The sequence below is a fragment of the Streptomyces sp. SCPE 10 genome, from assembly GCF_051980735.1.
Classification (GTDB): Bacteria; Actinomycetota; Actinomycetes; order Streptomycetales; family Streptomycetaceae; genus Streptomyces; species Streptomyces misionensis.
In genome coordinates, this window is sequence record NZ_CP197069.1 from 7,852,542 (window position 1) to 7,879,096 (window position 26,555).

Sequence of the window (26,555 nt, forward strand, 5' to 3'; positions counted from 1 at the left end):
GAGGGTGTCTCACATCCGGGATCTCAGCACGTCGACCTCGCAGCCCGGTGCGAAGGGGTCGAAGCCGTGCTCGATCAGCCAGCGAACCGCCAGCAGACTCCGCAGCGACCACCACGCCTGGATCACGCCGAGGTCGACGTCGGTGCCATAGCCGGCGATGACGTCGTCGAGGTGCTCCTCGTGCCCGAGCGTGAAGGTGGCGAGGTCGTACAGGGCGTCACCCTGGCCGGCCTCGGACCAGTCGATGACGCCCGTGACCTCGTCACCGTCTACGAAGACGTGGGCGATCTGCAGGTCGCCGTGTGTGAATGACGCAGTCCACGGCCGGAGCGCGGCCTCGGCGATCCGGCGGTTGCGGGTGACCAGGTCGGCGGGCAGCATGCCGTTCGCCACGAGCGACTCGCATTCGTCGTCGAGCTGTGCCCTCAGCTCGACGATGCTCCGCCCGGCCCGGCCCGCCCGGGGCGGCAGGGGAGCCTCGTGCAGCGTGCGGATGGCGGCGCCCGCCGCGGCCCATGCCGCAGGCGACCCGGTCGACGGCCCGCCGAGGCGCCCCAGTGTCGTCCCCGGGAGTGCGGCGATCGCGAGCACGGGCGGCTTGCACCAGAGGATTTCCGGGGTCGGGACCGGCGCGAGGGACATCGCCTCGACCTCGGCCTCGATGCGCGCCCGATCGGAGTCCACCTTCAAGAACACGTCACCGACGCGCAGAGTCGCGCGCTCACCGTGGGCGACGACGACTTTGACCTCATCCATGGGCGACCAGTATCCCGGGGTTGATCGTGGGTGTCGCCGGGTTTGTCGCGTGCGATGACGCGGCTGATCGTGCAGAACCGCAGCCACCCGGCTCGGCCAGGACTCGTCCTACCCCGACATCACCGAGTGGGCCGACTACTTCCTGCACGCTCGCGCGACCGACGCCGACGCCCTCGCCGCCTTCGCCCCATGGGACGGACGCGACCGCAGCCCGTGACACTTCGCTTCCCGTCCACGACAGCGGGGGCGTGGGCCTGGGCGCTCAGAGGGGGGCGCCGGACGGCCACGCCCCAGGGCGGGGCGTGGCCGTCGGCTCAGGGCGCGGTTCACCGCTCAGCGGTGCAACAGGTCCCGATTGAAGGTCAGCGCCGGAGAGGCGTTGGCGGCCAGAGCGTGGGCCTGGTCGGGCCACCAGGCGCCGGCGATCGGGTCGACCACGCCGTACTCCGGGTCGGTCGGGCCGGCGGTGCCGCGGGTGCAACTGCCGTCGGACTCACCGGGCACCTTCACCCACAGGTAGGCGTCGAGCAACGGGTTGCCGGTGTCGGTGGTGGGGCGCGCGCCGAGGCCGCGGCCGGGCGGGTTGCACCACTCCTGGGCGTCCGGGTAGGAGGCGGTCGGCGTCCACGGGCCCTGGCCGTTGCGGCTGCTGTCGATCACGAAGTGGGTCAGCTTGGCGCCGGCGGGCACGTGCGAGGCGTACCACGCGTCGGCGTCCGCAGCCGGCCACGACTGGTCGGGGCAGTCGCCCGGTTGGGCGCCTGCGGTGTTCCGCAGGTACCAGACGCACTTGGAGACCTGGGTGCCATAGCGGACCAGATTGCTGTCGGTCTGGTAGTTGGAGACGTTGAGGAAGAAGCCCTGCGCGCGGGCCACCCCGCCGTCGATCAGCAGCTTGGACATGGTGCCGACGGGCTGCCAGGAACTGTGGCCGGCGTCCAGGTAGACGACCGTGCCGGGCTGCTGTTCCAGCCGGTTCACCGCGCCGTTGATCTCCGCGAGCCGGGCGGTCTGCTGTTCGGCGGTGCCGCCGCAGTAGGCGGGGGAGAGGGCCAGCCCGTCGGGCTCCAGGATGACCACGGTCTTGTGGTTGGCGATGCCCTTGGCCAGGGCCTCGACCCAGGCGGCGTACTCCTCGCTGGTGGCGGCGCCCCCCGCGGAGTACTGCGAGCAGTCGCGGCCGGGAACGTTGTACGCCACGGTGACCGGCACCCGCTTCTCCACCGCGGCCTTGGCCTGGAGCTTCGCCATGTCGTTCGTGGTCTGCGCGGGCTCGGCGGTGCCGGTGAACCACTGGGCGACCGGGTACGAGGCCATCGCGGCCATCGCGGCGGCGCCCGTCTTGTCGCCCGCCTTGAGGTCGGCGAGGGACTGCTTGGCCGCCTTGCTCGCGGGCTCGACGTAGAACCTGGTGCCCTGGGCGAGCGTGTGATCGGCGGCGGACGCCTTCGCCGCGGCGGCCGGTGCTGCACACAGGCCGACGAGGGCGGCGGTCGCGGCCGCCGCGGCGAGGAAGGGACCGGCCTTGCGTGTATGGGGCACGGATGAACTCCTCGGGTCGAAGAGGTATGGGAGCGCTCCCAAGTGTCAGTCCCACATCAAGTCAGGCGGTCAAGGCTGCGTCAAGAGAGCTGTCGGCACGATTTCCTGACGACTCGATCGTGCGCGAAGATCGCATCAGTGTGGGCCTGTTCGTGGACCTGGGTGCGCCCAGGCCTTGACGCTTGCCTCGCCTCCAGGAGGCAGGCCGAGGTGGAGAAGGCCAGGGGCCGGTGGGTACCACTTCAGGCTGAGGGCCTGTCTGTGGTGCACAGGTGGGCCTGGAAGCGGATGCGCAGGTCACAGGCGATATCTTGGATGCGCTTCGCGGTTGGCCGTGGCAGGCTCCACGTATGTCGACCGTTGATGTGTCTCCCGAAGTCTCCATCGCGTACGAAAGCTTCGGCGACCCTGGGGACCCGCCCGTCCTGCTGGTGATGGGGTTCGGGGCGCAGATGCTCGCGTGGCACGAGGACTTCTGCCGGGCCCTGGCAGATCGCGGCCGTTACGTGATCCGGTATGACAACCGTGACTGCGGTCTGTCCACCAAGTTCGACAGTCACCCCGTGGACATGGGGGAGTTCATTGCCGCCGTGAGCTCGGGTGACATTCCCGCTGCCTGCCGGATGGTTCCCTACCGGCTTCTCGATATGGCCCGCGACGGATTTGGCCTGCTCACCGCGCTGGGTATCGAACGCGCCCACGTGGTCGGTGCCTCGATGGGCGGGATGATCGCCCAGACGATGGCCCTCTCCTCCCCGGAGCGGGTGCTGACCTTGACGTCGATGATGTCCTCGACCGGGGAGAGGGATTACGGCCGGTCCAGCCCCGAAGCCCAGGCGGTGCTGTTCAGCCCGAAGCCCGCGGACCGCGACGGGTACGTAGCGGCGGCGGAGAAGGAGCTGGTGTGGGCCTCCAAGCGATACGGTGACGCTGCCGTGCTGCGCGAGTTGGCCGCCGACAGCTACGACCGCGCCTACTACCCCGCGGGGATCGCCCGACAGCTCGGCGCGATGATCCTCAGCGGATCACGCGCGGACGAACTGCGCGAACTACGGGTGCCGACGCTGGTGATCCACGGGCTGGATGACACGTTGATCGACCCCAGCGGCGGGAAACGCACCGCGGACCTGGTGCCCGGCTCGGAACTCCTGCTGCTTCCCGACATGGGCCACGACCGACCGCGCGAACTCTGGCCCAAGATCATCGACGCCGTGGTGGCCCACACCGGCTGACCGGTACACCAACAACGTCACGACTCGCAGCGCCGGATGTGCCGGAGGTGTCGCGGGCGACAGGTCCGCAAACTCGGTCCCGCAAGGCGCGGAACGATCCCGGGCCCGCGACACGCGGCCCTACCGCAAAAGCTCGCTCGGCGGCAGGCGACGGGCGACGCACCCGCCCGCCTGCCCCGCCGGCAAAGGCTCGAACGCGGGGAACGAACCTCGCGGTGCCGATCCGGTCGGCCCACGCGCAGGCGTACCCTCCTTGCTTGCCGGCGGCCACTGCCTCGCGGGACCGGCCTGGCAACGGGACTCACCCGAGAAACCCGGTCACCTCCTCACCGGACTCACCCGAGAAACCCGGTCACCTCATGGAGGTCGACTTCAGGAAGGCAGGGCGTCCTTGAGCGCCTCGGCCAGGGTCACGGGCGGGCGGCCGATCAGGCGGTGCAAGTCGCCGGAGTCGGTGAACATCTCGCCGCGGTTCATGCCGCGGTCAGCGTCGGCGAGGACTTCCGCCAGCTCCGCGGGCAGACCTGCGGCGGCCAGTACCCGGGCGAAGTCGGTCACCGGGAGGTCGGTGTAGGTGACCTGCTTTCCGGCCGCAGCGGAGATCGCGGCGGCGAGTTCGGTGAGGGTGAAGGATTCGTCGCCGCCGAGCTCGTACACGGCGCCGGTGTGGCCCTCGGTGGTGAGGACGGCAGCAGCGGCCTCGGCGTAGTCGGCGCGGGACGCGGCGCTGATCCGCCCTTCACCCGCGGCGCCGACGACGGCGCCGTTCCGCAGGATCTGCGGCAGTTGGCTGGTGTAGTTCTCCAGGTACCAGCCGTTGCGCAGCAGCACGCTGGGGATTCCGCGGTCCCGCAGATACTCCTCGGTCTCGCCGTGCGTGGCACCGATGACGGTGGTGGCCGTGTCCGCGTGCGTCGTGCTGGTGTACGCCACCAGCGACACACCTGCGGACGCCGCGGCGTCGATCACGCGACGGTGGTTGGCGACTCGTTCGTCCACGGGGACCGAGGCCGAGATCAGCAGCAGCCTGTCCGCCCCCGCGAACGCCTCCGCCAGGCTGTCGGCGTCCGCGAAGTCGGCGCGGCGTACGGTGATGCCCCGGTCGGCCAAGTCCTTGATCCTCGTGAGGTCCCGGCCGGTCGCGATGATGTCCGCGGCCGGGGTCCCGCGCCGCAGCAGCGCCTCGACGGCGAGCCTGCCCAGCTGGCCGGTTGCTCCGGTGACGACGATCGGCATGATGGTCATTCCTTCCGTTCACGCGCGCCTCGCGCGCCTGCCGCGAACCGTCCGCGGCGGGGTGGAACTCAGAATGACCTGGACACTCTCTGATGGGGAGTAGCCACTTCTTGGTACGGTACTTACCTGGCCGATAGCATCGAGGTGAGCGGCATGGCTTCTGTCCAGAGCGTGACCGGGCCCACGTTCGATCCGTACGAGCGTGGCTGTCCGTCGCGGGACCTGCTCGACCAGATCGGCAGCAAGTGGGCGGTCCTCGTGCTCGGCGAACTCGGCCGGAACGGGACCTCCCGGTTCGGTCAACTCCGGCAGGCGCTGGCGGGCGTGAGCGAGAAGATGCTCACCCAGACGCTGCGCACCCTCGAACGCGACGGCCTGATCAGCCGGACCGTCTACCCGGAGGTGCCGCCGCACGTGGAGTACGAGCTGACCGCGCTCGGCCAGACGTTGCGGGAACCGCTGAAGGCACTCACGGAGTGGTCCGTGACGCACATCGAAGAGGTCATCACCGCCCGCGAAGAGTACGACGGCCGTACCGAGCGCACCCGGTAACCGGCGGCAGTCACGTCACCGCACGGGAAAAGCGGCGGCCTACGCTCGTGCGCCGAGCGACTCGCCGGGCGGCGATCCGGGCCGATGCCCGGCGACGCGGGTGGCGGCGAAGCGGTGCCGTAGCCCGCGACGGTCGCCGCTGCCCCCCCCAGCGCGGGGACGGAGGCGGGGCGGGCGTCGGAGACCAGTCGCTGGAGTGCGCCGGTGCCGGGCGGACCCCTGGACAAGCCCCGCTCGCCGGGCAACCGGTCAGGGTTTGGTCACCCAGTGCGCGTGCCGCCGCGGACCCGGCCGATGAGCTGTGACTCGACGCGTCGGAGTGTGGCGATCGTCGCGTCCGTCTCGGCGGCATCGGGGAGGGCCTCGGCCAGTAGACCGCTCCAGACGTCCTCGAGACGCCTCAGGTTTTCGGCAGCCTTCGGGGTCGGATACAGGCGCACCCGTCTGGCGTCTTCCGAGTCGGTTTCGCGACGTACCAGGCCTTTCTGTTCAAGCTTGCGCAGCGCCCGGCTGAAGTTGCTGGAGATCAGCTGGGTGGCTTCGGCCGCCTGTGTCGCCGTGACACCCGGCTGATGATCGATGAAGCGCATGACCGCCGCTTCGAGTGGCGTCCACGCCTCTGCCGGGTCCGCCTTGGCCGCGTGAAGGTGTCGACTCACCGCCAGGATCAGGTCCGCGAGCTCGAACAGTCGGGCCTTCTGCTTCTCATCCACATCAGCAGTATATTGCCTGTCGTGTGATAGCTATCATCTGACAGATAACGCGCGGCGTGCTCACGCCCGAAGAGCTGCACAACTTCTCAGCCAGCGCGCGAACACGTGCGTGCGGAACACAGAAGGAACACCGACCATGCCCCTCGTCGCCATCGAAGAACATTGGATGCTGCCGGAGCTGACCTCCGCCCTCAAAGCCGTGTCCCGACCGGATGAGAGTCTCCTCTTCAACGAGCGCGGTGACCTCGGCCGGCGGCTCGAAGACCTGGGCGCCGACCGGATCGCCACCATGGACGCCCAGGGAATCGATCTGGCCGTACTCGCCCTCACTCCACCGGGGACCCAGGCCCTGCCGCCCGAGGAGGCGATCGCGCTCAGCCGCCTCGCCAATGACACCGCCGCCGAAGCGGCCCGTACCCACCCGACGCGCTTCTCCTCCCTGTCGACCTTGCCGCTGTCGTCCCCACGGCATGTCGCGGCCGAGCTGGAACGCGCCGCACGGCAAGGTCACGTGGGGACCATGGTCTACGGCCGCACCGGCGACCGGTTCCTCGACGACCCCGCCTACGACGACTTCTTCGCTGCCGCCGCCGGCCTCGGTCAGCCGGTCTTCATTCACCCGCAGATCCCCTCCGACGCGCTGCGTGCCGCCGCCTACCGGGGTTTCGACCCCATGACGGAACTCGGGCTGGCCACCTTCGGCTGGGGCTGGCACGTGGAGGCGGCTACCGCGGCACTGCGTCTCATCCTGCGCGGCACCTTCGATCGCCACCCCGACCTGCAGATCGTGCTGGGCCACTGGGGGGAACTGCTTCCCTTCTGGCTCGACCGCGCCGACAGTCTCGCCCGCCTCGCCGGGCTCCGACGGCCGGTCTCGGACTACATCCGCACCAACGTCTTCCTTACGACGTCGGGGATGCTCAACCCGGCCCTGCTGCAGCACGCACTGACCGTGACGACCGTCGACCGGCTGATCTTCTCCACTGACTACCCCTTCCAGCAGCCCACCCGAGCGGAGATCGACACGTTCTTCGAGCACTTCGCCACCGACACCGACCGGCACAAGGTCCGCTCGGCCAACGCCGCGGCCCTCTTCGGAGTCGACCCCCTCACAGCCTGAACCGCGACCAGCGCGGCAGAAGCCGGCCCGCGTCCCTCACCTCGAGTCGCCCCACAACAAGGAGAACGTGCGACATGTCGCAGTCCATCACTGATCAGCACACCACCCGGACCGCCCTGGTCGTCGGAGCATCCCGAGGACTCGGATGCGCCATGGCGGGTGAACTCGCCGAGCGGGGGTGGTCGGTCATCGGCACCGTCCGCGGCAGCGCCCGCACCCCGCTGCACGACCTCGCCGACCACCGCCCCGACCGCGTCCGCGTCGAACACCTCGATATCACCGAACCCGAGGAGCTCATGCCGCTGCACGAGCGCCTGACCGGAGTGCAACTAGACGTGCTGTTCGTCAACGCGGGCACCACCAACAACGAACAGACCCCCATCGGGGCCGTCCCCACCCAGGATTTCATCGACGTCATGGTGACCAACGCGCTCAGCCCCATGCGCGTCATCGAAGCACTCGACGACCTGGTGACGCCCAACGGCCTGATCGGCGTCATGTCCTCGGGGCAGGGCAGCATCACCAACAACACCAACGGGCTGCGCGAGGTCTACCGTGGCAGCAAAGCAGCTCTGAACATGTTCATGCGCAGCTATGCCGCCCGGCAAACCCACGCCGACCGCTCCCTGCTGCTCATGGCGCCGGGCTGGATCCGCACGGCACTCGGCGGCGACGACGCCCCCTACTCCGTGGAAGAGAGCACTCCGCTGCTCGTGGACGTGTTGCTCTCACACCTTGACAGCAAGGGCCTGGCATTCCTTGACCGGAACGGCGGACACGTCCCCTGGTGACTGCCATCGGCTTCCTCCCGGACCCGAGTCCGGACCGCCCGTCGTCGGCAGGCACGTGGGGAGCGGACAGCCGTCGGCGCGGGGGAGTTCGGGGCTAGTGGGGAACGTCGTTGAGTCGCTCGCGGACCTGAGCGTCCACTGGCGGATGTGCGTCAGCGCCGGTGGCGCCCAGGTCCGCGAGCAGGCGCAGCCCGTCCTCGGCCGGGCTGCCGGGGGCCGCGGACAGCACCACCAGCTCCATACCTGATTCGTTCGGCAGGACGAAGTTCTCCTGGTGCAGTTCCAGCAGCCCGACCAGCGGATGCCGATACGCCTTGCATCCATAGGTACGGGCGCGCACGTCCGCGCGGGCCCAGAGGCGGCGGAAACGCTCGCTGCCCATCGCCAGCTCGCCGATGAGTGAGGCCAGGCGGGGATCGTCGGGGTACTTTCCGGCGGCCAGCCGCAGGTGTCCGACCACGTCGAGGGTGCAGTTCTCCCAGTCCGCGTACAGTCCGCGCTCGGCCTCCTCGAGGAAGAGGTGCCGTGCCGTGTTCAAGCCCGGCATCGGCCGGCCGTAGAGGAGCCCGGCGAGGCGGTTTCCGGCGAGCACGTCCAGGCGGTGGTTCATGATCAGTGCGGGTCCGCCGGCGACCAGGTCGAGGACGCGCAGCAGCTCGGGGCGGACCCGCCCGCCGGGTGTCTTCGCGCGGCGGCGGCGCTGCCGGGCGAGCCGGTAGAGGTGCCCGCGTTCGGTCTCGTCGAGGTCGAGGACACGAGCGAGGGCGTCGAGGACCTGCTCGGACGGCTGGGTCGCGCGGCCCTGCTCCAGACGGACGTAGTAGTCGACGCTGACCCCGGACAGATGCGCGACCTCTTCGCGACGCAGCCCTTCGACCCGGCGGCGGCTGTCGGTGGCGATGCCGACGGCGGCCGGGTCGACCCGGGCACGCCGGGTCCGCAGGAAACCCGCGAGATCGTCCATGTCTCCAGTATGGCCTCGGCAATGCTCGGGAAGGTGGTCCTGCCATTACCAGGAAGTCCCGTCCGACGGAAGAAGCGTCCCTGAACGCCGAGCGCCGTGGCGTCCAGGATCGAAGGCGTCCGATCCGAAGGAGTTCCCATGAAGACGCTGATCGTCTACGCCCACCCGGAGCCGAAGTCGCTCAACGGCTCGCTGAAGGACCTCGCGGTGACCACGCTGGAGAGCGCCGGGCACGAGGTACGGGTGAGCGATCTGTACGCCATGAACTGGAAGGCGGCCGTGGACGCCGAGGACTACGGCCCCAGCGCCTCACGTCCGCTGAAGGTCGCCCGGGACTCGGGCCGGGCCTTCGACACCGGCACACTCACCCGGGACGTCATCGCCGAGCAGGAGAAGCTGCTGTGGGCCGACACGATCATCTTCCAGTTCCCGCTGTGGTGGTACTCGATGCCCGCGATCCTCAAGGGCTGGGTGGACCGGGTCTTCACGTACCACTTCGCGTACGGCGTCGGAGAGCACAGCGACACCAAATACGGTGAGCGCTTCGGCGAAGGCACCCTCGCGGGCAGGAGGGCCCTGCTGTCGGTGACTGCCGGCGGCCCGGAGTCGCACTACGCCGCTCGCGGGATCAACGGCCCCATCGACGACCTGCTGTTCCCGATCCAGCACGGCATCCTCTACTTCCCGGGCATCGAAGTGCTGCCGCCGTTCGTGCTTTACGGCACCGACCGGATGACCGCAGAGAGCTACCCGGACGTCGCCAAGGCATGGAAGCAGCGTCTGCTCACCCTGGAGTCGACCGAGCCGATCGCCTTCCGACGGCAGAACTTCGGCGACTACGAGATCCCCTCGCTGCACCTGAAGGAGGGACTGGAGCCCGCGGGCCGAAGCGGTTTCGGGCTGCACGTGCGCGGCTGACCGCCGGCGATGGACAGGGCGAGCTGGGGGCGCGAACCCGAGGGCGGAAAGGGGGCCGGGCAGGCGGTGGCGGCCGAGGCACCGCCCGCTCCGCCGGCCACGGCCCAGCCGGTCGCGGACCTGGTCGACTGACGGACCGTCGGTTCCTCCGGCAGGCGGGTGCCGACGGTGCCGGGCCGCCCGCGACCATGGCGATGCCACGGTCACCGGCATCCTTGCCACAGTCCTCGACCACCACGACACCGGCCCGGCCCTGGGACCAGCCTGCACCTGCTTGCCGAGGCCGCCCCCTGGCTCACCCGGAACCACCACCGGCACGCGACGGTCGGCTGACCTCCGACCTGTGGTGGCCGCACGGGTTCACCGGACTGGTGGCCGGCGCTGACGAGGACAACAGGATCGGCCTCGCCTGCCTGGACCCTCAGTGGGCGGCCGCTGGTCGCTGCGCACGCTCGCCGGCCGCCTGCGAAAAGTGCAGGGCCGGCTCATCCGTATCGACCGCGAGGCATGACGCGGTGCACTTCCCCGCCGCATCTGGCACGCGGTGCGGGACATACGGCCCGGTTGCGGAGCATTCGGGGCCCGGTAGCCTGGAGTTGGCAGATCCTGCCCTATTTCGGAGGTTGGCCATGTTTCGCCGATTGCTGCGGATCCGTTCGCCTCGTCGGCTCACCTTTCTCGGTACCGGCCGTCTGATCCGGGGCTTCAGCGGCGGGTTCTACGACGGTCACGGATACCAGTCCTGACCCGTTCCCGACCGGACCCGGGAGGGTGCGCAGTGGCCGACGAGGCCGATGCCCTGGCAGCCATGGCAAAGATCCTTGCACCGCATTGCCGTGTCACCAGATTGTCCGGCGGAGCGTTGATCGCGGACTGGAAGCGGACACGTTTCCTCGGGATGACGTCGGCGGACGTGCGGGCGGTGACCGGGGGAAACGCCGAGGAGCGTGCCGAGGTCGTCACCGGTCTCGTCCGGGCCGGCTGTGCGCCGGGCCGCTCACGGGGACACACGGAGGCCGGCGTCCGGCTCTGGTTGCACGGAGCACACCTGCTGATCCGGACCCTGGGATTCGGAAGGGTGCTCCGTCTGCTGTCCGTGGTCGCCCCGGACTACGCCCGCACGGACCGTCCCCCGGCGGAGCAGGTGCGACGGCTGAAACGAGCGGTGCAGTCACAGAGCCGCAGGAGCTGCTTGGTCAACGGTGACTGCAAGTCCGAGGCGGTGACGGCCTACGTGCTGCTGCGGCGACGCGGTTGGGAGGCCGTCCTCCACGTCGGTGTGCGCGAACACCCCTTCGCCCTGCACGCCTGGGTGTCCTCGGCCGGACTGTGCATCCCGGACGCCGACCCGCGCGGGCATGCGTTCACCCCGGTACTGTCGATCGGCCGTGGGGGTCCGTGACATGGAGGCGCTCCACCTCGAATGGACCAACGGCACGCCCAAGCTCTGGACCGCCGAGTCGATGGAGCGTCAGGGACTCGTGACGACGGTCTCCTCACCGGAGGGCACCGCGACCGTCGTCGGCTCGGTCGGCCCGCCGCGGAACCGGGTGGCGGGCGCCCGCGCCCTCCTGGACACCCTCGGCCGACAGCGAGCCGCCGCGCCGTTGCCGGCGGGCGACTACGCGGCCGTTCTGGTGTACCGCGACCGCGTCCTCGTCATCCGGGACGAGCAGGCTCGCGTCCCGCTGTTCTTCCGGGAGTCCGGTGGCCAGGTGAGCGCCGTGAGCACCTCGGTCCGCCGGCTGGGGAACGGTTCGGCGCTCGAACCCCGGTACTTCTGCCGGTACCTCACCGGCAACATGGCGCAACCGCACACGGACCTCACTCCCTTCGCGGGCGTCCACCGTGTCCTCGGCGGGGAGGTGCTGGAGCTCTCGGCCACCGGACGGATGCGCCACGGCGGCCCACGACGCGTCCGGCAGGCCCCCGGCCGGCCCGCACCGGCAACCGGCGGATCCCACCTCCATGGGGCGGCGAAGGAGCTGCGCCGGGCCCTGGAAGGGGCCGTGCGGCGCCGGCTGGGCACCATGACGGCCTGCCATGTCTCCGGCGGCCTCGACTCCACCAGCGTGGCGCTGCTCGCGGCACGCCTGCTGGCCGGGGAACGGGACGGCCCCGGGGACCTCTTCCTGCTCGCCGGGCGTTTCAGCGCGGGAGAGCTGGCCGGCGAGCAGCCGTACCTCGACGCGGCGGTGAACGAGATCCGCCGTCTCGCGCCCGCGGCCCGCCCGGTGATCGTCGACAGCGAGGGCGTGGCCGATTTCGACGACTTCGAGCACCACGCGGGAGACGCGGACGAGCCACACGCGCACGCATTCCGTGCCCCGTTCTGGACCAGGCTCCACGCCGTTGCCGCCGAACTGGGCTGTGACACCGTCCTGACCGGTTGCGGTGCCGACCCGGTCGTGGACGCCAACCCGTTCCACCTGCACCGTCTCGCCCGTACGGGGCAGTTGCGGGCGCTGGCCAGGCAGGCACGCGCCTGGGCCGAGGGCGCCGAGCGTGGGCTGCGGGAGACAGTCCACGCCTACGTCGTACGGCCGGCTCTTCCGCTGGCGGCCGAACGGGCAGGGGCGCTCGTTCGTGGTAGGACGGTGCTCGGCGGCCTCGGCTCCTTCACCCGTCCCCCCTGGCTGCGAGCGGCGTTCGCGCGCGAGCACGGCTACCGCGAGGCCAGTATCACGGAGAGCCGCTTCGTGTACGGGCGCCGGCCGGAGTGGTCGCTCTACGAAGCGGCCAACTACCTCGCCGCTCCGGACCTGTTGTCCTGGCAGCGCGCGAGAGAGGACGGGTTCTTCCTCTCGCACCCCTTCCTCGACCCGGAGGTCATCGCCACGATGCGCGGCCTCCCCACCGAAGCCGTGTTCGATCCGGGCCGTCCGAAAGCGGTTCTGCGCGCGGCCATGGCGGACCTGCTGCCGGACCTGATCAGCCGCAGAACGGTGAAGGTCCCCTTCGACGGTCTCTACGCCCGCGGCCTGCGGACCCACGGCGCCGCACTCATCGACCTGTGCCGCTCCGCCCGGCATCCGCTGGTCGCGGAGATGTTCGACGTCCCTTTGCTGTGCCGCGCGGTGCGGGAGGCCCAGTTCGGGCTGGGGGACGCGCGTTCCTGGGACCGGGTGAACAGTTCGCTGGCGCTGGTGGCCTGGCTGGAGCGTTCGAAGGAGCCCTCCGGTGCCTTCGACACGGCGGGGCCCGTCAACCCCGGCTCTTGATGTCCCACAGCGTCCGTTCGATCGGGCCCCTCAGGACGTCGACGAGACCGTAGCGGCTCACCAGCTCGCGCTCCTCCGCCGCAGTGGGGATGCGGCCCTCCTCACCGTTTCGCGCGACGATCGTCGCCACGTTCGCGCCGTGCGTGCCGAACCTCCAGTAGACGGTCACGTACCGCGGGTCCCGGGTGCGCTCGTCGATCGCGTTGTTCTCGTGCACCCTGGCGCGGTAGATGATGGAGTCCAGGCCCTGCTTCTGTTGCTCCCTCACCCAGCCGGGGACGTCCTTCCCGCTCCAGGAATACGCCTTGAACTCGAGCGGTGGCTCCAGGTCGAGCCGGTCCTTGCGGGCGAGGCTCGCGGTGGCGTAGAACGCCAGCTGGTCGTACGGGGTGTCGATGGGCAGTTGCACCACCACCCGGGTGGCGAACGTGTCGCTCGACTCGATCCACTGCCCATAGGGCATCCACGGACGGGCCTCCACCAACTCTCCGGGCTGATGGATCTCCCGGCGGGAGAGCGGATTCACCTCCTGGGAGGTGCTCCACTTTTCCGCATCGGCTCGCCATTGCATGCGGAGCCGGTCTTTCTGACTCAGCGGAACCTTTTCCCCCATGGCGTGGAACTCTGTGCCGAGCACGTAGAAACCGACGTCACCGTGGTTCTCCAGGGTGATGTCGACCGGTACGGAGAATTCCGTCCGGTCCCGGCTCAGCACTGGATTTCCCAGGGACAGCCCGATGAGAGGCCGGGTCTCACGCTGGTAGGGCTGGTAAAGGTTCTGATAGCCGAAGTTGGCGATCGCGATGGCCGAGGAGACGACGAGCGCCGCGGCCACCCGCTTCGGAGCGGGGATCTCGACCGCTGTTCGCCACACCGCGAAGACGGCCCATACCGAACCCGCGGTGAGCGCGCCGAACAGCGCGAGGTAGGCCGTGGAGTCGCCCCTCGCCGTCTCGACCACGAGCAGCGCGTTGGTCAGCAGAGCGGCGAACGCGCCGATCAGCGCGACCATGCCGGAGTAGGGGAAACTTCGCCACAACCAGTGGTCGACGACCGCGGCGGCGCCCACGAACGAGGTGAAGGCGACCGCGATGAGCACGGCGCCCGTGATACGCCCGGGGAAGGTCAGAGCGTGGACGAAGTCTTCGCGGCCGAACCACCCCACGACCAGCGTCGTCGTGAGGAGGACCAGCAGGACCGCCGCCATCGTCACACGGGATTGCGGAGTGCTCGGTGGGGGCCGCCGTACTTTCTGGTGCGGGCGGGGCTGATGCCTGGGGGAAGTCCTCACTTGATCACCTCCTCGGCCACCGGCCGTCCAGGGTGTTCCGGCCGCGCCGACGGTGAGGGTCTGCTCCGGGCCGACGATCACCACCGGGTACGTGCCCGACCGGACGATCTTGCTCGGTGACCAGCACACCACCTTTCCGTCGCGGCCGGTGGGGGCCGCGCCGAGTCGCCGGGAATTCCCACGTCCGGAGGCACACGCGCCAGAGTTCCCACCCATCCCGGCGGTGCGCCGGCTTGCAGGGCGTACGTGATCTCCTGCCCGCGACGGTCCCGGGTAGCCGGTAGCCGGTAGCCGGAACGGGCGGTGCCGGCGGCCCCGCGCCGCTCGTCAGGTTCGGTCCGCGTCGTCCTCCGCGAGCACCCGTTGCGCCGCCGCGAACGCGGAGTTGGCCGCCGGCACCCCGCAGTACACGGCCGTCTGGAGCAGCACCGCGCCGATCTCCTCGACGGTGAGCCCGTTGCGCCGCGCCGCCCGTACGTGCATGGCGAACTCGTCGTAGTGGCCGTGCGCGACCAGTGCCGTGAGCGTGATCATGCTGCGCTCGCGGCGGGTGAGGGTGAGGTCGGTCCAGATCTCGCCCCAGGCGTAGCGGGAGATGAAGTCCTGGAAGCGTGCCGTGAACGGCGTCTGCCGGGACTGCGCGCGGTCCACGTGCGCGTCGCCCAACACCTCGCGGCGCACCTCCATGCCACGTCCGGCGGTGCCGGAGAAGTGGGCGCGCAGCGCCGTCAGGACGGCCTCCGGGCGCTCGGCGGGTGCCAGGTGCGAGGCGCCGGGGATTTCCACGAGCGCCGCACCCGCGACGGCGTCCGCGATCTCCCGCAGATGCGCCGGCGGAGTGGCCGGATCCTCCCGCCCGGCGATGGCCAGCAGAGGGACCGTGATCTCCGGGAGGCGATCGCGCAGGTCGAACGCGGCCAGCGCGTCGCAGCAGGCGGCGTACGCCTCCGGGTCCGCCTCCCGGTGATCGCGGACCAGCCCCGGCACGGTGAAGCCCGGCGTGAACCAGCGGGCGTCCGCGCCCTCCGCGAGGTCGGCGAGCCCCTGCCTCCGCGCGAGCGCCGCCCGCTCCTCCCACGGCTTGGCGCCGTTGAAGTGGGCCGAGGAGCAGATCACGGCCAGCGACGACAGCCGGTCCGGGTGGTGCACGGCCAGGTGCAGCCCCACCGCACCGCCCAGGGAGACGCCCGCGTACGCGAACCGCTCGATGCCGAGGGCGTCGGCGAGCGCGAGAACCAGCCCGGCGAGATCGCCGACGGTCGCACCGGCCCCGATCAGCCCGGCCGCCGAGCCGCCGTGCCCGGGCAGGTCCCAGCGCACCACGCGGTGCGCGGCGGAAAGCTCGGGCGCCACCTTGTCCCACAGGGCGTACGAGGTGCCGAGCGAGGGGCCGAGCAGCAGAGCCGGAGCGGAAGCGGGGCCTTCGACACGGTGGTTGAGCAGGATGTCGGTCAACGTCGCTCCAGAGCACGGTCGGTGAGGGCTCCGGCGGAGCCCGTGTAGCGGGCGGGGTCGGTCAGCTCGCCGAGGTCGACGCCGGCCAACTCCTTTTCGTCGGAGAGGACTTCGGCCAGGGACCGGCCCTCTGCGTACGTGCGCTCGGCGGCATCGGTGATCAGCTCCTTCGCGCGGGCGCGTCCGAGCACGGGCGCCAGTTCGGCGGACAGCCGCTCGGAGACGATCAGCCCGTGGGTGAGCCGGAGGTGTTCCTCCATGACCTCCGGCCGCACCCGCAGCCCCTCGGTCAGTTCGGCCGCGTGCCGGGCGGCGCCGCCCACCAGGCGGAGCAGGTCCCGCAACGTCTCCCACTCGGCGTGCCAGGCCCCGGCCGGCCGCTCGTCCTCGGCCACCAGTGAGCCGTGCAGCGTCGCCGCGAGCTGCGGGGCGCGGCGGGCACCGGACGCGATCAGCGTGGCGCGCACCGGGTTCGCCTTGTGCGGCATGGCCGACGAGCCGCCGCCGCTCCCCTCCGCCACCTCGCCGATCTCGGTACGGGACAGGGTGAGCACGTCCACGGCCGCCTTGCCCAGCGCGCCGGCCGTGAAGGCCAGGCAGCCGGCGAGGTCGGCGACCGGCGTGCGCAGCGTGTGCCAGGGCAACAGCGGCTCCGCCAGGCCGAGTTCACGGGCATACGTGCCCGGCAGCGCGGTGGCGTCCTCGGCCCCGTACGCGGAGAAGGCCGCCAGCGTTCCGGCCGCGCCGCCGAGTTGCGCGGGCAGTGAGGCGCGTACCGCCGTCACCCGGTCCCGGGCGTCCAACACCAGGGAGCGCCACCCGGCCGCCTTCAGCCCGAACGTCGTCGGTACGGCGTGCTGGGTCAGCGTGCGCCCCGGCATCGGCGTGTCGCGGTGCCGGGCGGCGAGGCGTGCGAGCGCACGCTCGGTGCGCCCGAGGTCGCCGAGGACGAGGTCCAGGGTGCGCGCGGCGACCAGCATCATCGCCGTGTCCATGATGTCCTGGCTGGTCGCCCCCCGGTGCACGTACGGGCCGTGCTCCGTGCCGGCCGCCCGGGTCAGCTCCGCGACCAGCGGAATCACCGGGTTGCCGCCGTCCCGGGCCCGCTCGGCGAGGGAAGCGACATCGAAACCGGCCGTGTCGGCGGCCTCCGACACCGCTGTCGCCGCTCCTTCGGGCGCGAGTCCCAGGGCCGCCTGGGCGCGGGTCAGCGCGACCTCCGCGTCGAGCAGCGCGCGCAGGAACGCCGTGTCGGACGTCTCCGCGGCGGCCGGGGAACCGGCCCACCCGGGGGCGAGCAGACCGGCGTCGATGTCGGCTGATGTCACTGGAACTCCAGGAAGACCGTCTCGCCCTCACCCTGAAGGCGGATGTCGAAACGGTACGTGGCGGCGCCCTCCTCGGCCGCGACCAGCGTGTCGCGCCGTCCGGCGTCGAGGCGGGACAGCAGCGGGTCCGCCGTCAGCGCCGCCTCGTCGCCCGGCAGGTAGATCCGGGTGAACAGGTGCACCAGCAGACCCCGCGCGAACACGCAGACACTGAGGTACGGCGCGCTGCCGCCGCGAGCCCCGGGGCGCAGCGTACGGGCGTACCAGTGGCCGTTCGCGTCGGTCTGGATCCGCCCGAAGCCGGTGAACTCCACGCCGTTCCGGCCGAGGAAGCCACCGCTCGCCGGATCCCGCCGCAGGGAGCCGTCCGTTGTCGGCACGTTCCCCTGCGGGTCCGGCCCCCACAGCTCCAGGAGCGCGTCCGGCAACGGCCGGCCCTCGCCGTCGTACACGTACCCGTGCAGGGTGACGGTGTCCGGGTGTCCCGCCGGTGCGATGTCCTCGCCGCCGGGGAACGGCAGCGCGTAGCCGTAGAAGGGGCCGACGGTGTGTGAGGGAGTGGGCAGCACGCCGTCCGCGGCGGTGGTGTAGGTGTTCGTCATGGTGGTCAGCGCCCTTCTTCCATCCAGGTGCCGTTCGGCCCGTCCAGCACGATGTCCCAGTGGTAGCCGAGCGAGAACTCCGGCACCGACAGACTGTGGTCGTACGTCGCGACCAGCCGCTGCCGCGCCGCGTCGTCCGTCACCGACTGCAGGATCGGGTCGTACGGGAAGAGCGGATCGTTCGGGAAGTACATCTGTGTCACGAGCCGCTGGGTGAAGGCCGATCCGAAGACGGAGAAGTGGATGTGTGCCGGCCGCCAGGCGTTGAGGTGGTTGCGCCAGGGGTACGGGCCCGGCTGGATGGTGGTGAAGCGGTAGAAGCCGTCCGGGTCGGTGAGGGTGCGGCCCACCCCGGTGAAGTTCGGGTCCAGCGGGGCGTCGTGCTGCTCGCGCTGATGCGCGTACCGCCCGGCCGAGTTGGCCTGCCAGATCTCGATGAGCTGGCCGCGCACGGGACGGCCGGCGCGGTCCAGCAGCCGTCCGGAGACGGTGATGCGTTCGCCGACGGGCTCGCCGGTGTGCTGCCGGGTGAGGTCGTTGTCGATCCCGGTGATGTCCCGCTCCCCGAACGCGGGGGAGTACAGCTCCACCATCTCCGGGTCCTTGGAGACGTCGATGGCGATCGGCGGCTGCTTCGGGTGGCGCAGCGCCGAGGAGCGGTACGGCGCGTAGTCGCGGCGTGGATGGTGCTCGACGGGCGCGCCGTCGGCGACCCGCTTCTCGTACGCGGCGCGCTCGGCCGCGATCTCCCGGTCGATGTCGTGCTGTGTGAGGGCCATGGGTGCCCGAACTCCTTTGTCCTGAAAGCGCTTGGGCCTGGAGTCAGCGTTCGAGGACGAGGGCGAGGCCCCGGCCGACGCCGATGCGGAGGGCGGCGACGCCGACTCCGCTGCCCGTCATCGATCCCACACCGCCGGCGAGGACGGTGGAGACGTCGCGCGGGCTCATGACGCCATCTCCCCGGCGCGGTCCGCGAGTTCCCGGGGGACACGGACCTCGGCGGCGGTCTTCGTGACGATCTCGTCCACGGTGACGTCCGGCGCGGTCTCCACGAGCACCAGTCCGTCGGGGGTCACGTCCAGCACTCCGAGATCGCTGATGATCCGGTTCACGCACGCCCTGCCCGTCAGCGGCAGCGCGCACTCGGCCAGGATCTTCGGTGAGCCGTCCTTCGCGGTGTGTGTCATCACGACGATGACGGTCCGGGCGCCGTGGACCAGGTCCATCGCGCCGCCGATCCCGGTGATCATCTTGCCGGGGACGGCCCAGTTCGCCAGGTCGCCCTTCTCGGAGACCTGCATGGCGCCGAGCACGGCGACGTCGATGTGTCCGCCGCGGATCATCGCGAACGACAGGGAGGAGTCGAAGAAGGACGCACCGGGCAGGACCGTGACGGTCTCCTTGCCCGCGTTGATCAGATCGGGGTCGACCTGGTCGTCGGTCGGGTACGGGCCGGTTCCCAGGATGCCGTTCTCCGATTCCAGAACGACCTCGACGCCCTGCGGCAGATGGTTCGGGATCAGGGTGGGCAGGCCGATGCCGAGGTTGACGTACTGGCCGTCCTTCAGTTCCCGGGCCGCGCGGGCGGCCATCTCTTCACGCGTCCAGGCCATCAGCCGCTCACCGTTCCTCGTGCCGAAGGCGCGGAGACCGTGCGCCGTTCGATCTGCTTGTCCGCCGCCTGCTCCGCGGTGAGCGCGACCACCCGCTGCACGAAGATGCCCGGCAGGTGCACCGCGTCGGGGTCGATCTCGCCGGGCTCGACGAGCTCCTCGACCTCGGCGATCGTGACGCGCCCGGCCATCGCGGCCAGCGGGTTGAAGTTCCGCGCGGACTTGCCGAACACGAGGTTCCCGTGCCGGTCACCCCTGGCGGCCCGGACGAGGGCGAAGTCGGTGCGGATGCCGCGCTCCAGCACGTACTCGGTGCCGTCGAACTCGCGGACCTCCTTGGGCGGCGAAGCAAGTGCCACCCCGCCGTTTCCGTCGTAGCGCCACGGCAGTCCGCCGTCGGCGATCTGCGTGCCCACGCCGGCCGGGGTGTAGAAGGCGGGGATCCCGGCCCCGCCGGCGCGCAGCCGCTCGGCCAGCGTGCCCTGCGGAATCATCTCGACCTCCAGCTCGCCGGCCAGATACTGCCGCGCGAACTCCTTGTTGGCGCCGATGTACGACCCGGTCACGCGGGCGATCCGGCCGGCCGCCAGCAGCACCGCGAGTCCCGAGTCCAGCGCTCCGCAGTTGTTGGAGACGATGCCCAGTCGGCGGACCCCGCGTTCGTACAGGGCATGGATCAGTACGTTCGGCACGCCGCTCAACCCGAATCCGCCGACCGCCAGCGACGCGCCGTCCGGCACGTCCGCCACTGCCTCGGCTGCTGTCGGCACCACCTTGTCCATCGGTGCGGCCCCATTTCTCCTGCGCGAGTAGTGCAGGTAGTCAGGACAAGTAGTCAGTACACTGACTGTCTCTGTGAGGTTTCCGTACGCTGCCACTTCCCGGGAGGGTCGTCAAGACTCCTGCCCACTACGGGGTGTACGACGCATGCAGGTGCACCGGAAGAACCCTGGGCGTACAGTCCGGTCACTGTTATCGTTCAGTGCACGGAGTGAATCCGGCCGACCTGCGGACCGACGCGCTGACGCCTGAGACGAGGAGCACAGATGGCGGCGGTGGACCTGAACACCCACCCCGGGCACCTCGCCCGGCGGCTCCAGCAGGCACACCACCTGCTGTGGACGACGATGGTCTCCGAGGAGATCACCTCACCGCAGTTCGCGGTCCTCAACACGCTCGTCGCCGAACCCGGCCTCGACCAGCGCACGGTGGGCGAGCGGGTCGGCCTCGACCGCTCCACCATCGCCGAGGTGATCAGTCGGCTCATCCGGCGCGGATTCCTCGACAAGGACCGTGATCCGCAGGACGGCCGACGTTTCCTGCTGCGTCTGACCGACGACGGCGTGCGCGTCCACCGCAAGCTGACCGTGCGCACCGCCCGGATGAACCAGGTGTTCCTGGCACCGCTCTCCACCGAGGAGCAGGCCCACTTCCTCGACCTCATCCGGCGCGTGGCCGACGCCGCCGACGAACTCCGCGCGCCGGCGGACCACCTGGCCACCCGAGCCTGAAGGCAGCCAACGAGGAGCGGTGACGGGCCGTCGCCCGGGCTCACCGCCCACCGAGCGGAAGGACGTCTGCCATGGCCGGCAACGCCGCGAACCGCGGGCGCTCGGTGACCAGCCGCGCCCTGGCCATCCTCGGCGCCTTCGACGAGCGGCACCGTCAGCTCGGCCTCACCGATCTCGCGGCCCGGGCCGGCCTCCCCACCGCGACAGCGCACCGGCTGGTCGCCGACCTCGTCGCCTGGGGGGCGCTGAGCCGCACCGAGTCGGGCACGTACGTCGTCGGACGCCGACTGTGGGACATCGGCCTGCTCGCGCCGGTGCACACGGGGCTGGGGCGGATCGCCTCGCCGTACCTCCACGACCTGTACGGCGCGACCCGGGCCACCGTCCACCTCGCGGTACGCGACGGCCGGCGGGCCCTGTACGTCGACCGGCTCTCCGGACACGCCTCGGTGCCGGTGGTCAGCGCGATCGGATCGCGGCTGCCCCTGCACGCGACGGGGGTCGGCAAGGTACTGCTCGCGTACGCGCCGACCGGTGTCCAAGAACAGGTGCTCGACGACCTGCCACGGATGACGCCGTACACGGTGATCCAGCCGGGCCGGTTGCTGCGCCAACTGGAGAAGGTACGCGAGGACGACTTCGCCACGACGGTGGAGGAGATGACCCTGGGCGCGTGCTCCGTGGCCGTGCCGATCCGGGCCGGTGGTGACGTGGTGGCCGCACTCGGGATCGTACTTCCCCGACTCAAGCGTGACCGGGGGAGGCTGGTCAGCGCCCTGCACGTGGCGGCGCGGGGCATCGGGCGCAGCATCCCGGGACCGGTGGACGGCTGACCGGCTTCCACTGGACGGAAGAACAGGGTGGTCGAAGCGACCGGGCGGTTCGAGAATGCCGGCCATGACCTCGTCACGCATCCGAAGCCGCACGCAGATCGGCATCGTCGGAGCCGGCCCCGCCGGACTCATGCTCTCCCACCTGCTCGCCCGGGCCGGGATCGACTCGGTCGTGGTCGATCTGCGCAGCCGCCGGGAGATCGAGCAGACGCACCGCGCCGGAATCCTCGAGCAGGACTCCGTCGACCTCCTGGTCGGCACCGGCGTCTCCGCGCGGGTGCACCGGGACGGTCACCGCCACGACGGCATCGAACTGGCCTTCGGCGGGGGCAGTCACCGCATCGACTTCCAGCACCTGGTCGGTGCCTCGACCCAGCTCTACCCCCAGACGGACGTCTTCATCGACCTCGCCGACGCCCGGGAGCGCGACGGCGGCGACGTCCGGTTCGGCGTCACCGACGTGTCGGTCGACGACATCGTCTCCGACTCGCCCGTTCTGCGCTTCACCGACGCCGACGGTGTCGGCCACGAGGTCCGCGCCGACTTCCTGGTGGGCGCCGACGGATCGCGAAGCCTGTGCCGCCGCGAGGTACCGGAAGCGGCGCGCACGCAGTACTTCCGCGCATACCCCTTCGCCTGGTTCGGGATCCTCACCGAGGCACCGCCCAGCGCACCGGAGCTGATCTACAACCACTCCCCGGGAGGCTTCGCGCTGATCAGCCGGCGCACCGAGACCGTCCAGCGGATGTACTTCCAGTGCGACCCCGCGGAGGACACCGCGGCCTGGTCCGACGACCGGATCTGGGACGAACTCCAGTCGCGGGTCGGGGCCAACGGCCACCGCCTGGAGGAAGGGCCGATCATCTCCAAGGCCGTCCTGCCCTTCCGCAGCTTCGTCCAGGAGCCGATGCACCATGGGCGGCTGGTGCTGGCCGGCGATGCCGCGCACACGGTGCCGCCGACCGGCGCCAAGGGCCTCAACCTGGCACTCGCCGATGTGCGCGTGTTGGCCCAGGAACTCGAGAGGGCGGTCACCCGCGGTGACATCGCCCCGCTCGCCTCCTACAGCGAGCGGGCACTGCGCCGGGTCTGGAAGGCACAGCACTTCTCGTACTGGATGACCACCATGCTGCACACGCTGCCGGAGGCCACCCCGTTCGACGTCCGGCGCCAGGAGGGGGAGTTGGCCGCGGTGACCGGCTCCACCGCGGGGTCGGCCTACCTCGCCGAGGCGTACACCGGTTGGCCGCAAGGGCGATGAGCCGGGCACCGTCCTGCCGGTGCCGGCTGCGAACCAGTTCGGCGACGTCACCGGGGTCCGTCGAAGGGGGCATCGTCTCCGTGCCCTTCCAAGGAATCTCCGGTGTCGTCCGCCGCCGGACAGCGGTCCTCCTGAAGGACCGTTCCGGCGGCGGGGGTCGGGCGGTGGAAGCGGGCGTGTCAGACGGGCGGGCAGCCGAACCAGTCGACCGTGCCGGTGCCGTCGCCGGAGGTGTGGCCGAGGCATCTGATGGTCCTGCCGTGCACGGTCGTGGACCGGTCGACTCCCGTCTCCACGCTCTCACCCTTGTAGTGGCGCTCGATGAGGGTGTCGATCTCCACGGTGTACCACCGATGCCCGTGGGACGGGATGGTGCAGCCCCGGGCGGTCACGTTGCGGCTGGGCCCGCTGTCCCACACGTCCTGTTCGGCACGGGCGCAATGCGCGCCTTCGGCGGCGACGGCGGGGGAAGCAGCGGTCGCGAGCGGGGCCAGCGTGCCTATGGCGAGCGCCGCGGCGACACCGAGAACGCGTTTCACAGTGGGGTTCATCCTTGGGTCCTCCTGACGGGCAGGGTCATCGGCCGGAGCCGTGGTGTCATCTCCTTGTGATCGTCACACCGGGGCGGTGGTGCCGGCTTGGTGGCGGGGGGCTGGTTCCTCCTACCCGGTGACCTCGGTGCTGCCAATGCAGCAGACCGACGAGGCGCACCGCTCGGCACCGGGACCGGGCGCCGTCGCTCCGGAAGCCGGCGGAACCCGCCCGACGGCGCCGGCCCTACGTCGGCGTAAGCTACGGGGCTTCCTGGTGCACCGGGTCCCACCCGGCTGCGCGACGGGGGTGACGGATGATGGCGTGCATGAATCAACTCGGTGACGCGTTGCGGGCGTGGCGGGATCGGCTGGATCCCGCGCAGGTGGGGTGGGCGCACGGGACATCCCGACGGGTTCCCGGCCTGCGGCGTGCGGAGCTCGCCATGCTGGCCGGCATCTCGGTCGAGTACGTGGTCCGGCTCGAGCAGGGGCGGGTGCGGACACCCTCGGCGCAGGTGTGCTCCGCACTGGCCCGCGCCCTGCGGCTGTCCGACGACGAGCACGCCCACCTCTTGCGGATGGCCGGCCACGTCGCAGACCCCCGGCGGGTCCCGCGTGTGGTCCCGGCGAACCTGCACCGGATCATGGACCAGCTCGCCGCCAATCCATTGGCGCTCTACGACGCCACCTGGCGGCTGCTGCACTGGAACCAGCTGTTCGCGGCCACATTCGGTGAGCTGGCCGTCCATGAGTCGCAGGAGCGCAACGTCCTGGTGTGGGTGTTCCTGGGTGAGCTGCCGCGCGTGCGGCAGACGGCGTCCGAGCGGGCGGCGTTCGAGGAGTCGCTCATCGCCGACCTCCGTGCCACGACCGGCAGGTACCCCGACGACCCCGAGCTGCCGGCGCTGATCGAGAGGCTCGGCCGCAGTGCGCGGTTCCGTGAATTGTGGAGCAGCCGGTCGGTGGGCGGTCACGAGAGTGCGCGCAAGTACGCCGAACACCCCGAGGTCGGAGACATCGCCCTGATCTCCGATGTGCTGACCACCCAGGGCGATCTCCGACTCGTGGTGTACACCCCGCAGCCGGGTACCGACGCCCGCGGCAAACTGGATCTGCTCACCGCCGTAGGCGTCCAGAAGACGCCCCTTCGGCGGTGAGGGGCCCGCTTGCGTGGGTGGTACGCGCTGTACCAGGAAGCACCGTGGCTCCCGATCAGGCTCCCGGGGGCGCAGCATCGAGTCCGTGAACAGCGCACCACGGTGCTGTTCGGAGCGGAGAAGCCAGCATGACCACCACGTTCATCACCGGAGCCAACAAGTCCCTCGGTCTGGAGACCGCCCGTCGTCTCGTCGAGGCGGGGCACACCGTCGTCGTCGGCGCCCGTGATGCCGAACGCGGCCGGGCCGCGGCCGCATCACTGGGCGCCCGGTTCGTCCGGATCGACGTGACCGACGACGCCTCGGTTGAGGCCGCCGCGGCCGATGTCGCGGCGCACGAAGGGGCCATCGACGTCCTGGTCAACAACGCCGGCGTGCTCGGCCGGGTCGGGCCCGTCGAGGAGTACACGGCGGCCGACATGAGCGCCGTCCTCGACGTGAACGTCGTCGGCGTCGTGCGCGTCACGCACGCCTTCCTGCCGCTGCTGCGCAAGTCGTCGCACCCTGTCATCGTCAACGTGTCCAGCGGAATGGGCTCGTTCGGCATGACCCAGGACCCGGCTCGGATCGAGTCGCAGTACGCCCTGCCCCTCTACGCCGCGTCGAAGGCGGCGGTCACCATGCTCACGACGCAGTACGCCAGGGAACTCAAGGACATGAAGGTCAACGCCGCCGATCCCGGCCAGACCGCCACCGACTTCACCGGGGGCGTCGGGCACAGTGTGGCCGAGGGCGCCGAATCCATCGTGGCCCTCGCGACGATCGGCCCGGACGGCCCCACCGGACAGTTCGTCGACCGTTCCGGCACCCTCCCCTGGTGATCCTGACCCTGACCCGCCCCGACCGCCGGCCTGACGGCCTTACACCCGTGCCTGGTCAGCGACGACGACATCGCGTTCATCGTCGCGAGGACCCGCGGCGCACAGGTCGATGACGACCTTGCCCCGCGCGTGCCGGCCGGCTTGGAGCTCGACCGCACGGCGGATCTGCTCGATCGGGAAGACACCCGCGAGAGGCACCCGCAGCCGGCCCGCGGCGACCATGCCGGCGATCTCTTCCAGGGCTCCGGGGGCCGCGTTCGCGCCGTTTCCCGCGGCCACGCCCTCGACCTGCGCGGCGATGGTGCAGATGCGGCTGTCCGGGACGCCCAGTTCCCTCGCGACGTGCACGGTCTCGGTTCCGTGCAGGTCGAGGGCGGCGGTGACACCGCCGGGAGCGAGGGCCCGGACCCGATCGGCCAGGCCGTCGCCGTAGGCGACCGGTTCGGCTCCGAGGCCGCGCAGGTAGTCGGCCGAGGTCGCCGATCCCGTCCCGATCACGCGCGCTCCGGCGAGCCGCGCCAGCTGAACGGCGAACACCCCGACGCCACCCCCGGCGCCACCGATCAGCACGGTGTCGTCCGGGCCGGGGCCGATCGCGGCGAGGGCTGCGGATGCCGTGCGGCCGGCGATGGTGAGCGTGGCGGCGGTGCGGTCGTCGACGCCGTCGGGTGTGTGGTGGACCTCGTTCGCCGCGATCCCCCCGGCCGCGTCGACCACCACGAAGTCGGCGACCGCCCGGGACAGGGCTCCCCCGAACACCCGGTCGCCGGGCGCGAAGCCGCTCACCCCGTCACCGACCTGGTCGACCACTCCCGCGTAGTCGGTCCCGAAGCCGACAGGCAGGGCCAGCCCGAACCTGGCGGCGGTGTCCGCATCGGCGGTCATGATCCAGTCCATCGGGTTCAGGCCGGCCGCGGTGACCCGTACACGGACCTGCCCCGGTCCGGCCTGCGGCGCGGGAACCTCGCGGACGTCCAGGACCTCCGGGCCGCCGAACGAATCGAGCCGGACCGCCCTGCTGCCGCCTGCGCTTTGCTGCCTGCTCTGTGTCTGCACGGGCGCTCGTCTCCTTTGCTCCACCGCGAAACGGACTATGCTCCGTTTA

At 70.8% G+C, this 26,555-nt stretch carries 28 protein-coding genes; 13 read left to right on the forward strand and 15 right to left on the reverse strand.

What is annotated here, in order from left to right; translation table 11 throughout:
* Nucleotides 1–9 precede the first annotated feature (9 nt).
* The gene (locus ACSP97_RS35605) at nt 10–756 is read right to left on the reverse strand and encodes a phosphotransferase family protein (protein ID WP_355527517.1); all 747 of its coding nucleotides are present in this window, start codon (nt 754–756) and stop codon (nt 10–12) included.
* 333 nt (nt 757–1,089) lie between these two features.
* Nucleotides 1,090–2,298 carry a glycoside hydrolase family 6 protein gene (locus ACSP97_RS35610; RefSeq protein WP_440555933.1) on the reverse strand — a complete coding sequence of 403 codons (1,209 nt, stop codon included), beginning with the start codon at nt 2,296–2,298 and terminating at the stop codon, nt 1,090–1,092.
* A gap of 350 nt (nt 2,299–2,648) precedes the next feature.
* On the opposite strand from ACSP97_RS35610, the gene ACSP97_RS35615 reads away from it, so the two are divergent.
* Nucleotides 2,649–3,530 carry an alpha/beta fold hydrolase gene (locus ACSP97_RS35615; protein WP_355527515.1) on the forward strand — a complete coding sequence of 294 codons (882 nt, stop codon included), beginning with the start codon at nt 2,649–2,651 and terminating at the stop codon, nt 3,528–3,530.
* A 372-nt stretch (nt 3,531–3,902) separates the two neighbouring features.
* Here the strand turns inward: ACSP97_RS35615 and ACSP97_RS35620 are convergent, their stop codons facing one another.
* A complete protein-coding gene (locus ACSP97_RS35620; RefSeq protein WP_440555934.1) occupies nt 3,903–4,775 on the reverse strand; it encodes an SDR family oxidoreductase in 873 nt (290 codons plus the stop codon).
* A 144-nt stretch (nt 4,776–4,919) separates the two neighbouring features.
* On the opposite strand from ACSP97_RS35620, the gene ACSP97_RS35625 reads away from it, so the two are divergent.
* Complete coding sequence (locus ACSP97_RS35625; RefSeq protein WP_355151875.1) at nt 4,920–5,318, forward strand: winged helix-turn-helix transcriptional regulator; 399 nt, start codon at nt 4,920–4,922, stop codon at nt 5,316–5,318.
* A 260-nt stretch (nt 5,319–5,578) separates the two neighbouring features.
* Here the strand turns inward: ACSP97_RS35625 and ACSP97_RS35630 are convergent, their stop codons facing one another.
* On the reverse strand, nt 5,579–6,031 hold the full coding sequence (locus tag ACSP97_RS35630; RefSeq protein WP_355328909.1) for a MarR family winged helix-turn-helix transcriptional regulator: 453 nt from the start codon (nt 6,029–6,031) through the stop codon (nt 5,579–5,581).
* Between the two features lie 136 nt (nt 6,032–6,167).
* On the opposite strand from ACSP97_RS35630, the gene ACSP97_RS35635 reads away from it, so the two are divergent.
* Together ACSP97_RS35635 and ACSP97_RS35640 are read left to right on the forward strand one after the other, a co-directional pair.
* Nucleotides 6,168–7,151, forward strand: a complete 984-nt coding sequence (locus tag ACSP97_RS35635) for an amidohydrolase family protein (RefSeq protein ID WP_355527509.1) — start codon at nt 6,168–6,170, stop codon at nt 7,149–7,151.
* Nucleotides 7,152–7,225: 74 nt separating this feature from the next.
* Nucleotides 7,226–7,942, forward strand: coding sequence for an SDR family NAD(P)-dependent oxidoreductase (locus ACSP97_RS35640; protein ID WP_355151872.1), 717 nt, complete (start codon nt 7,226–7,228; stop codon nt 7,940–7,942).
* Between the two features lie 94 nt (nt 7,943–8,036).
* On the opposite strand, the gene ACSP97_RS35645 is transcribed toward ACSP97_RS35640, so the two are convergent.
* Nucleotides 8,037–8,906 (reverse strand): helix-turn-helix transcriptional regulator, encoded by an 870-nt coding sequence (locus ACSP97_RS35645; RefSeq protein ID WP_440555935.1) that lies wholly within the window; start codon nt 8,904–8,906, stop codon nt 8,037–8,039.
* A gap of 138 nt (nt 8,907–9,044) precedes the next feature.
* On the opposite strand from ACSP97_RS35645, the gene ACSP97_RS35650 reads away from it, so the two are divergent.
* The 4 genes from ACSP97_RS35650 (at nt 9,045) to ACSP97_RS35665 (ending at nt 13,045) form a co-directional block, all read left to right on the forward strand.
* Nucleotides 9,045–9,824, forward strand: a complete 780-nt coding sequence (locus tag ACSP97_RS35650; RefSeq protein ID WP_355151870.1) for an NAD(P)H-dependent oxidoreductase — start codon at nt 9,045–9,047, stop codon at nt 9,822–9,824.
* 9 nt (nt 9,825–9,833) lie between these two features.
* Nucleotides 9,834–9,956 (forward strand): hypothetical protein, encoded by a 123-nt coding sequence (locus ACSP97_RS35655; RefSeq protein WP_388295499.1) that lies wholly within the window; start codon nt 9,834–9,836, stop codon nt 9,954–9,956.
* A 766-nt stretch (nt 9,957–10,722) separates the two neighbouring features.
* On the forward strand, nt 10,723–11,226 hold the full coding sequence (locus ACSP97_RS35660) for a lasso peptide biosynthesis B2 protein (RefSeq protein ID WP_355151869.1): 504 nt from the start codon (nt 10,723–10,725) through the stop codon (nt 11,224–11,226).
* On the forward strand, nt 11,213–13,045 hold the full coding sequence (locus ACSP97_RS35665; RefSeq protein ID WP_440555936.1) for an asparagine synthase-related protein: 1,833 nt from the start codon (nt 11,213–11,215) through the stop codon (nt 13,043–13,045). The genes ACSP97_RS35660 and ACSP97_RS35665 overlap by 14 nt, the downstream gene beginning before the upstream one ends.
* On the opposite strand, the gene ACSP97_RS35670 is transcribed toward ACSP97_RS35665, so the two are convergent.
* From ACSP97_RS35670 to ACSP97_RS35705, 8 genes are all read right to left on the reverse strand, one after another.
* Nucleotides 13,029–14,252: a hypothetical protein gene (locus ACSP97_RS35670; RefSeq protein ID WP_358676455.1), complete on the reverse strand. Its 1,224-nt coding sequence runs from the start codon at nt 14,250–14,252 to the stop codon at nt 13,029–13,031. The genes ACSP97_RS35665 and ACSP97_RS35670 overlap by 17 nt on opposite strands.
* 411 nt (nt 14,253–14,663) lie before the next feature.
* Nucleotides 14,664–15,791 carry a bifunctional 3-oxoadipate enol-lactonase/4-carboxymuconolactone decarboxylase PcaDC gene (gene pcaDC / locus ACSP97_RS35675; protein WP_440555937.1) on the reverse strand — a complete coding sequence of 376 codons (1,128 nt, stop codon included), beginning with the start codon at nt 15,789–15,791 and terminating at the stop codon, nt 14,664–14,666.
* Nucleotides 15,788–17,119 (reverse strand): 3-carboxy-cis,cis-muconate cycloisomerase, encoded by a 1,332-nt coding sequence (gene pcaB / locus ACSP97_RS35680; RefSeq protein WP_440555938.1) that lies wholly within the window; start codon nt 17,117–17,119, stop codon nt 15,788–15,790. Before pcaB ends, pcaDC begins: the two co-directional genes overlap by 4 nt.
* Nucleotides 17,116–17,721, reverse strand: coding sequence for a protocatechuate 3,4-dioxygenase subunit alpha (gene pcaG, locus ACSP97_RS35685; RefSeq protein ID WP_440555939.1), 606 nt, complete (start codon nt 17,719–17,721; stop codon nt 17,116–17,118). Before pcaG ends, pcaB begins: the two co-directional genes overlap by 4 nt.
* A 5-nt stretch (nt 17,722–17,726) precedes the next feature.
* Nucleotides 17,727–18,500, reverse strand: a complete 774-nt coding sequence (gene pcaH / locus ACSP97_RS35690) for a protocatechuate 3,4-dioxygenase subunit beta (protein ID WP_355527501.1) — start codon at nt 18,498–18,500, stop codon at nt 17,727–17,729.
* A 43-nt stretch (nt 18,501–18,543) separates the two neighbouring features.
* The gene (locus ACSP97_RS35695; protein ID WP_355527499.1) at nt 18,544–18,669 is read right to left on the reverse strand and encodes a hypothetical protein; all 126 of its coding nucleotides are present in this window, start codon (nt 18,667–18,669) and stop codon (nt 18,544–18,546) included.
* Nucleotides 18,666–19,334 (reverse strand): CoA transferase subunit B, encoded by a 669-nt coding sequence (locus ACSP97_RS35700; RefSeq protein WP_355527498.1) that lies wholly within the window; start codon nt 19,332–19,334, stop codon nt 18,666–18,668. Before ACSP97_RS35700 ends, ACSP97_RS35695 begins: the two co-directional genes overlap by 4 nt.
* Nucleotides 19,334–20,116, reverse strand: coding sequence for a CoA transferase subunit A (locus ACSP97_RS35705; protein WP_355151860.1), 783 nt, complete (start codon nt 20,114–20,116; stop codon nt 19,334–19,336). Before ACSP97_RS35705 ends, ACSP97_RS35700 begins: the two co-directional genes overlap by 1 nt.
* A 264-nt stretch (nt 20,117–20,380) precedes the next feature.
* Here ACSP97_RS35705 and ACSP97_RS35710 point away from each other — a divergent pair, with 264 nt between their 5' ends.
* The 3 genes from ACSP97_RS35710 (at nt 20,381) to ACSP97_RS35720 (ending at nt 22,939) form a co-directional block, all read left to right on the forward strand.
* Entirely contained in the window at nt 20,381–20,845 is a 465-nt protein-coding gene (locus ACSP97_RS35710; RefSeq protein ID WP_358676469.1) for a MarR family winged helix-turn-helix transcriptional regulator, read from the forward strand.
* 71 nt (nt 20,846–20,916) lie between these two features.
* Nucleotides 20,917–21,678 carry an IclR family transcriptional regulator gene (locus ACSP97_RS35715; protein WP_355527496.1) on the forward strand — a complete coding sequence of 254 codons (762 nt, stop codon included), beginning with the start codon at nt 20,917–20,919 and terminating at the stop codon, nt 21,676–21,678.
* 64 nt (nt 21,679–21,742) lie between these two features.
* Nucleotides 21,743–22,939 (forward strand): 4-hydroxybenzoate 3-monooxygenase, encoded by a 1,197-nt coding sequence (locus ACSP97_RS35720; RefSeq protein WP_440555940.1) that lies wholly within the window; start codon nt 21,743–21,745, stop codon nt 22,937–22,939.
* 179 nt (nt 22,940–23,118) lie between these two features.
* On the opposite strand, the gene ACSP97_RS35725 is transcribed toward ACSP97_RS35720, so the two are convergent.
* The gene (locus tag ACSP97_RS35725) at nt 23,119–23,490 is read right to left on the reverse strand and encodes a hypothetical protein (RefSeq protein ID WP_355328933.1); all 372 of its coding nucleotides are present in this window, start codon (nt 23,488–23,490) and stop codon (nt 23,119–23,121) included.
* A 308-nt stretch (nt 23,491–23,798) separates the two neighbouring features.
* On the opposite strand from ACSP97_RS35725, the gene ACSP97_RS35730 reads away from it, so the two are divergent.
* Nucleotides 23,799–24,629, forward strand: a complete 831-nt coding sequence (locus ACSP97_RS35730; protein ID WP_440555941.1) for a helix-turn-helix domain-containing protein — start codon at nt 23,799–23,801, stop codon at nt 24,627–24,629.
* A 128-nt stretch (nt 24,630–24,757) separates the two neighbouring features.
* A complete protein-coding gene (locus ACSP97_RS35735; RefSeq protein ID WP_355151854.1) occupies nt 24,758–25,450 on the forward strand; it encodes an SDR family NAD(P)-dependent oxidoreductase in 693 nt (230 codons plus the stop codon).
* A 39-nt stretch (nt 25,451–25,489) separates the two neighbouring features.
* Here the strand turns inward: ACSP97_RS35735 and ACSP97_RS35740 are convergent, their stop codons facing one another.
* Nucleotides 25,490–26,506 (reverse strand): NADP-dependent oxidoreductase, encoded by a 1,017-nt coding sequence (locus ACSP97_RS35740; protein ID WP_355527488.1) that lies wholly within the window; start codon nt 26,504–26,506, stop codon nt 25,490–25,492.
* Between the last annotated feature and the right edge of the window lie 49 nt (nt 26,507–26,555).

What these genes read in the sequence shown, in the direction of transcription:
- ACSP97_RS35615 (WP_355527515.1), top strand. Translation starts at nt 2,649, where the DNA reads ATGTCGACCGTTGATGTGTCTCCCGAAGTCTCCATCGCGTACGAAAGC.
- ACSP97_RS35695 (WP_355527499.1), bottom strand. Translation starts at nt 18,669, where the DNA reads ATGAGCCCGCGCGACGTCTCCACCGTCCTCGCCGGCGGTGTGGGATCG.
- ACSP97_RS35660 (WP_355151869.1), top strand. Translation starts at nt 10,723, where the DNA reads ATGACGTCGGCGGACGTGCGGGCGGTGACCGGGGGAAACGCCGAGGAG.
- ACSP97_RS35650 (WP_355151870.1), top strand. Translation starts at nt 9,045, where the DNA reads ATGAAGACGCTGATCGTCTACGCCCACCCGGAGCCGAAGTCGCTCAAC.
- ACSP97_RS35645 (WP_440555935.1), bottom strand. Translation starts at nt 8,906, where the DNA reads ATGGACGATCTCGCGGGTTTCCTGCGGACCCGGCGTGCCCGGGTCGAC.
- ACSP97_RS35705 (WP_355151860.1), bottom strand. Translation starts at nt 20,116, where the DNA reads ATGGACAAGGTGGTGCCGACAGCAGCCGAGGCAGTGGCGGACGTGCCG.
- ACSP97_RS35605 (WP_355527517.1), bottom strand. Translation starts at nt 756, where the DNA reads ATGGATGAGGTCAAAGTCGTCGTCGCCCACGGTGAGCGCGCGACTCTG.
- ACSP97_RS35710 (WP_358676469.1), top strand. Translation starts at nt 20,381, where the DNA reads ATGGCGGCGGTGGACCTGAACACCCACCCCGGGCACCTCGCCCGGCGG.
- ACSP97_RS35720 (WP_440555940.1), top strand. Translation starts at nt 21,743, where the DNA reads ATGACCTCGTCACGCATCCGAAGCCGCACGCAGATCGGCATCGTCGGA.
- ACSP97_RS35735 (WP_355151854.1), top strand. Translation starts at nt 24,758, where the DNA reads ATGACCACCACGTTCATCACCGGAGCCAACAAGTCCCTCGGTCTGGAG.
- ACSP97_RS35700 (WP_355527498.1), bottom strand. Translation starts at nt 19,334, where the DNA reads ATGGCCTGGACGCGTGAAGAGATGGCCGCCCGCGCGGCCCGGGAACTG.
- pcaH (WP_355527501.1), bottom strand. Translation starts at nt 18,500, where the DNA reads ATGGCCCTCACACAGCACGACATCGACCGGGAGATCGCGGCCGAGCGC.
- ACSP97_RS35725 (WP_355328933.1), bottom strand. Translation starts at nt 23,490, where the DNA reads ATGAACCCCACTGTGAAACGCGTTCTCGGTGTCGCCGCGGCGCTCGCC.
- ACSP97_RS35625 (WP_355151875.1), top strand. Translation starts at nt 4,920, where the DNA reads ATGGCTTCTGTCCAGAGCGTGACCGGGCCCACGTTCGATCCGTACGAG.
- ACSP97_RS35715 (WP_355527496.1), top strand. Translation starts at nt 20,917, where the DNA reads ATGGCCGGCAACGCCGCGAACCGCGGGCGCTCGGTGACCAGCCGCGCC.
- ACSP97_RS35655 (WP_388295499.1), top strand. Translation starts at nt 9,834, where the DNA reads ATGGACAGGGCGAGCTGGGGGCGCGAACCCGAGGGCGGAAAGGGGGCC.
- ACSP97_RS35640 (WP_355151872.1), top strand. Translation starts at nt 7,226, where the DNA reads ATGTCGCAGTCCATCACTGATCAGCACACCACCCGGACCGCCCTGGTC.
- ACSP97_RS35670 (WP_358676455.1), bottom strand. Translation starts at nt 14,252, where the DNA reads ATGGCGGCGGTCCTGCTGGTCCTCCTCACGACGACGCTGGTCGTGGGG.
- pcaG (WP_440555939.1), bottom strand. Translation starts at nt 17,721, where the DNA reads ATGACGAACACCTACACCACCGCCGCGGACGGCGTGCTGCCCACTCCC.
- ACSP97_RS35730 (WP_440555941.1), top strand. Translation starts at nt 23,799, where the DNA reads ATGAATCAACTCGGTGACGCGTTGCGGGCGTGGCGGGATCGGCTGGAT.
- ACSP97_RS35620 (WP_440555934.1), bottom strand. Translation starts at nt 4,775, where the DNA reads ATGACCATCATGCCGATCGTCGTCACCGGAGCAACCGGCCAGCTGGGC.
- ACSP97_RS35635 (WP_355527509.1), top strand. Translation starts at nt 6,168, where the DNA reads ATGCCCCTCGTCGCCATCGAAGAACATTGGATGCTGCCGGAGCTGACC.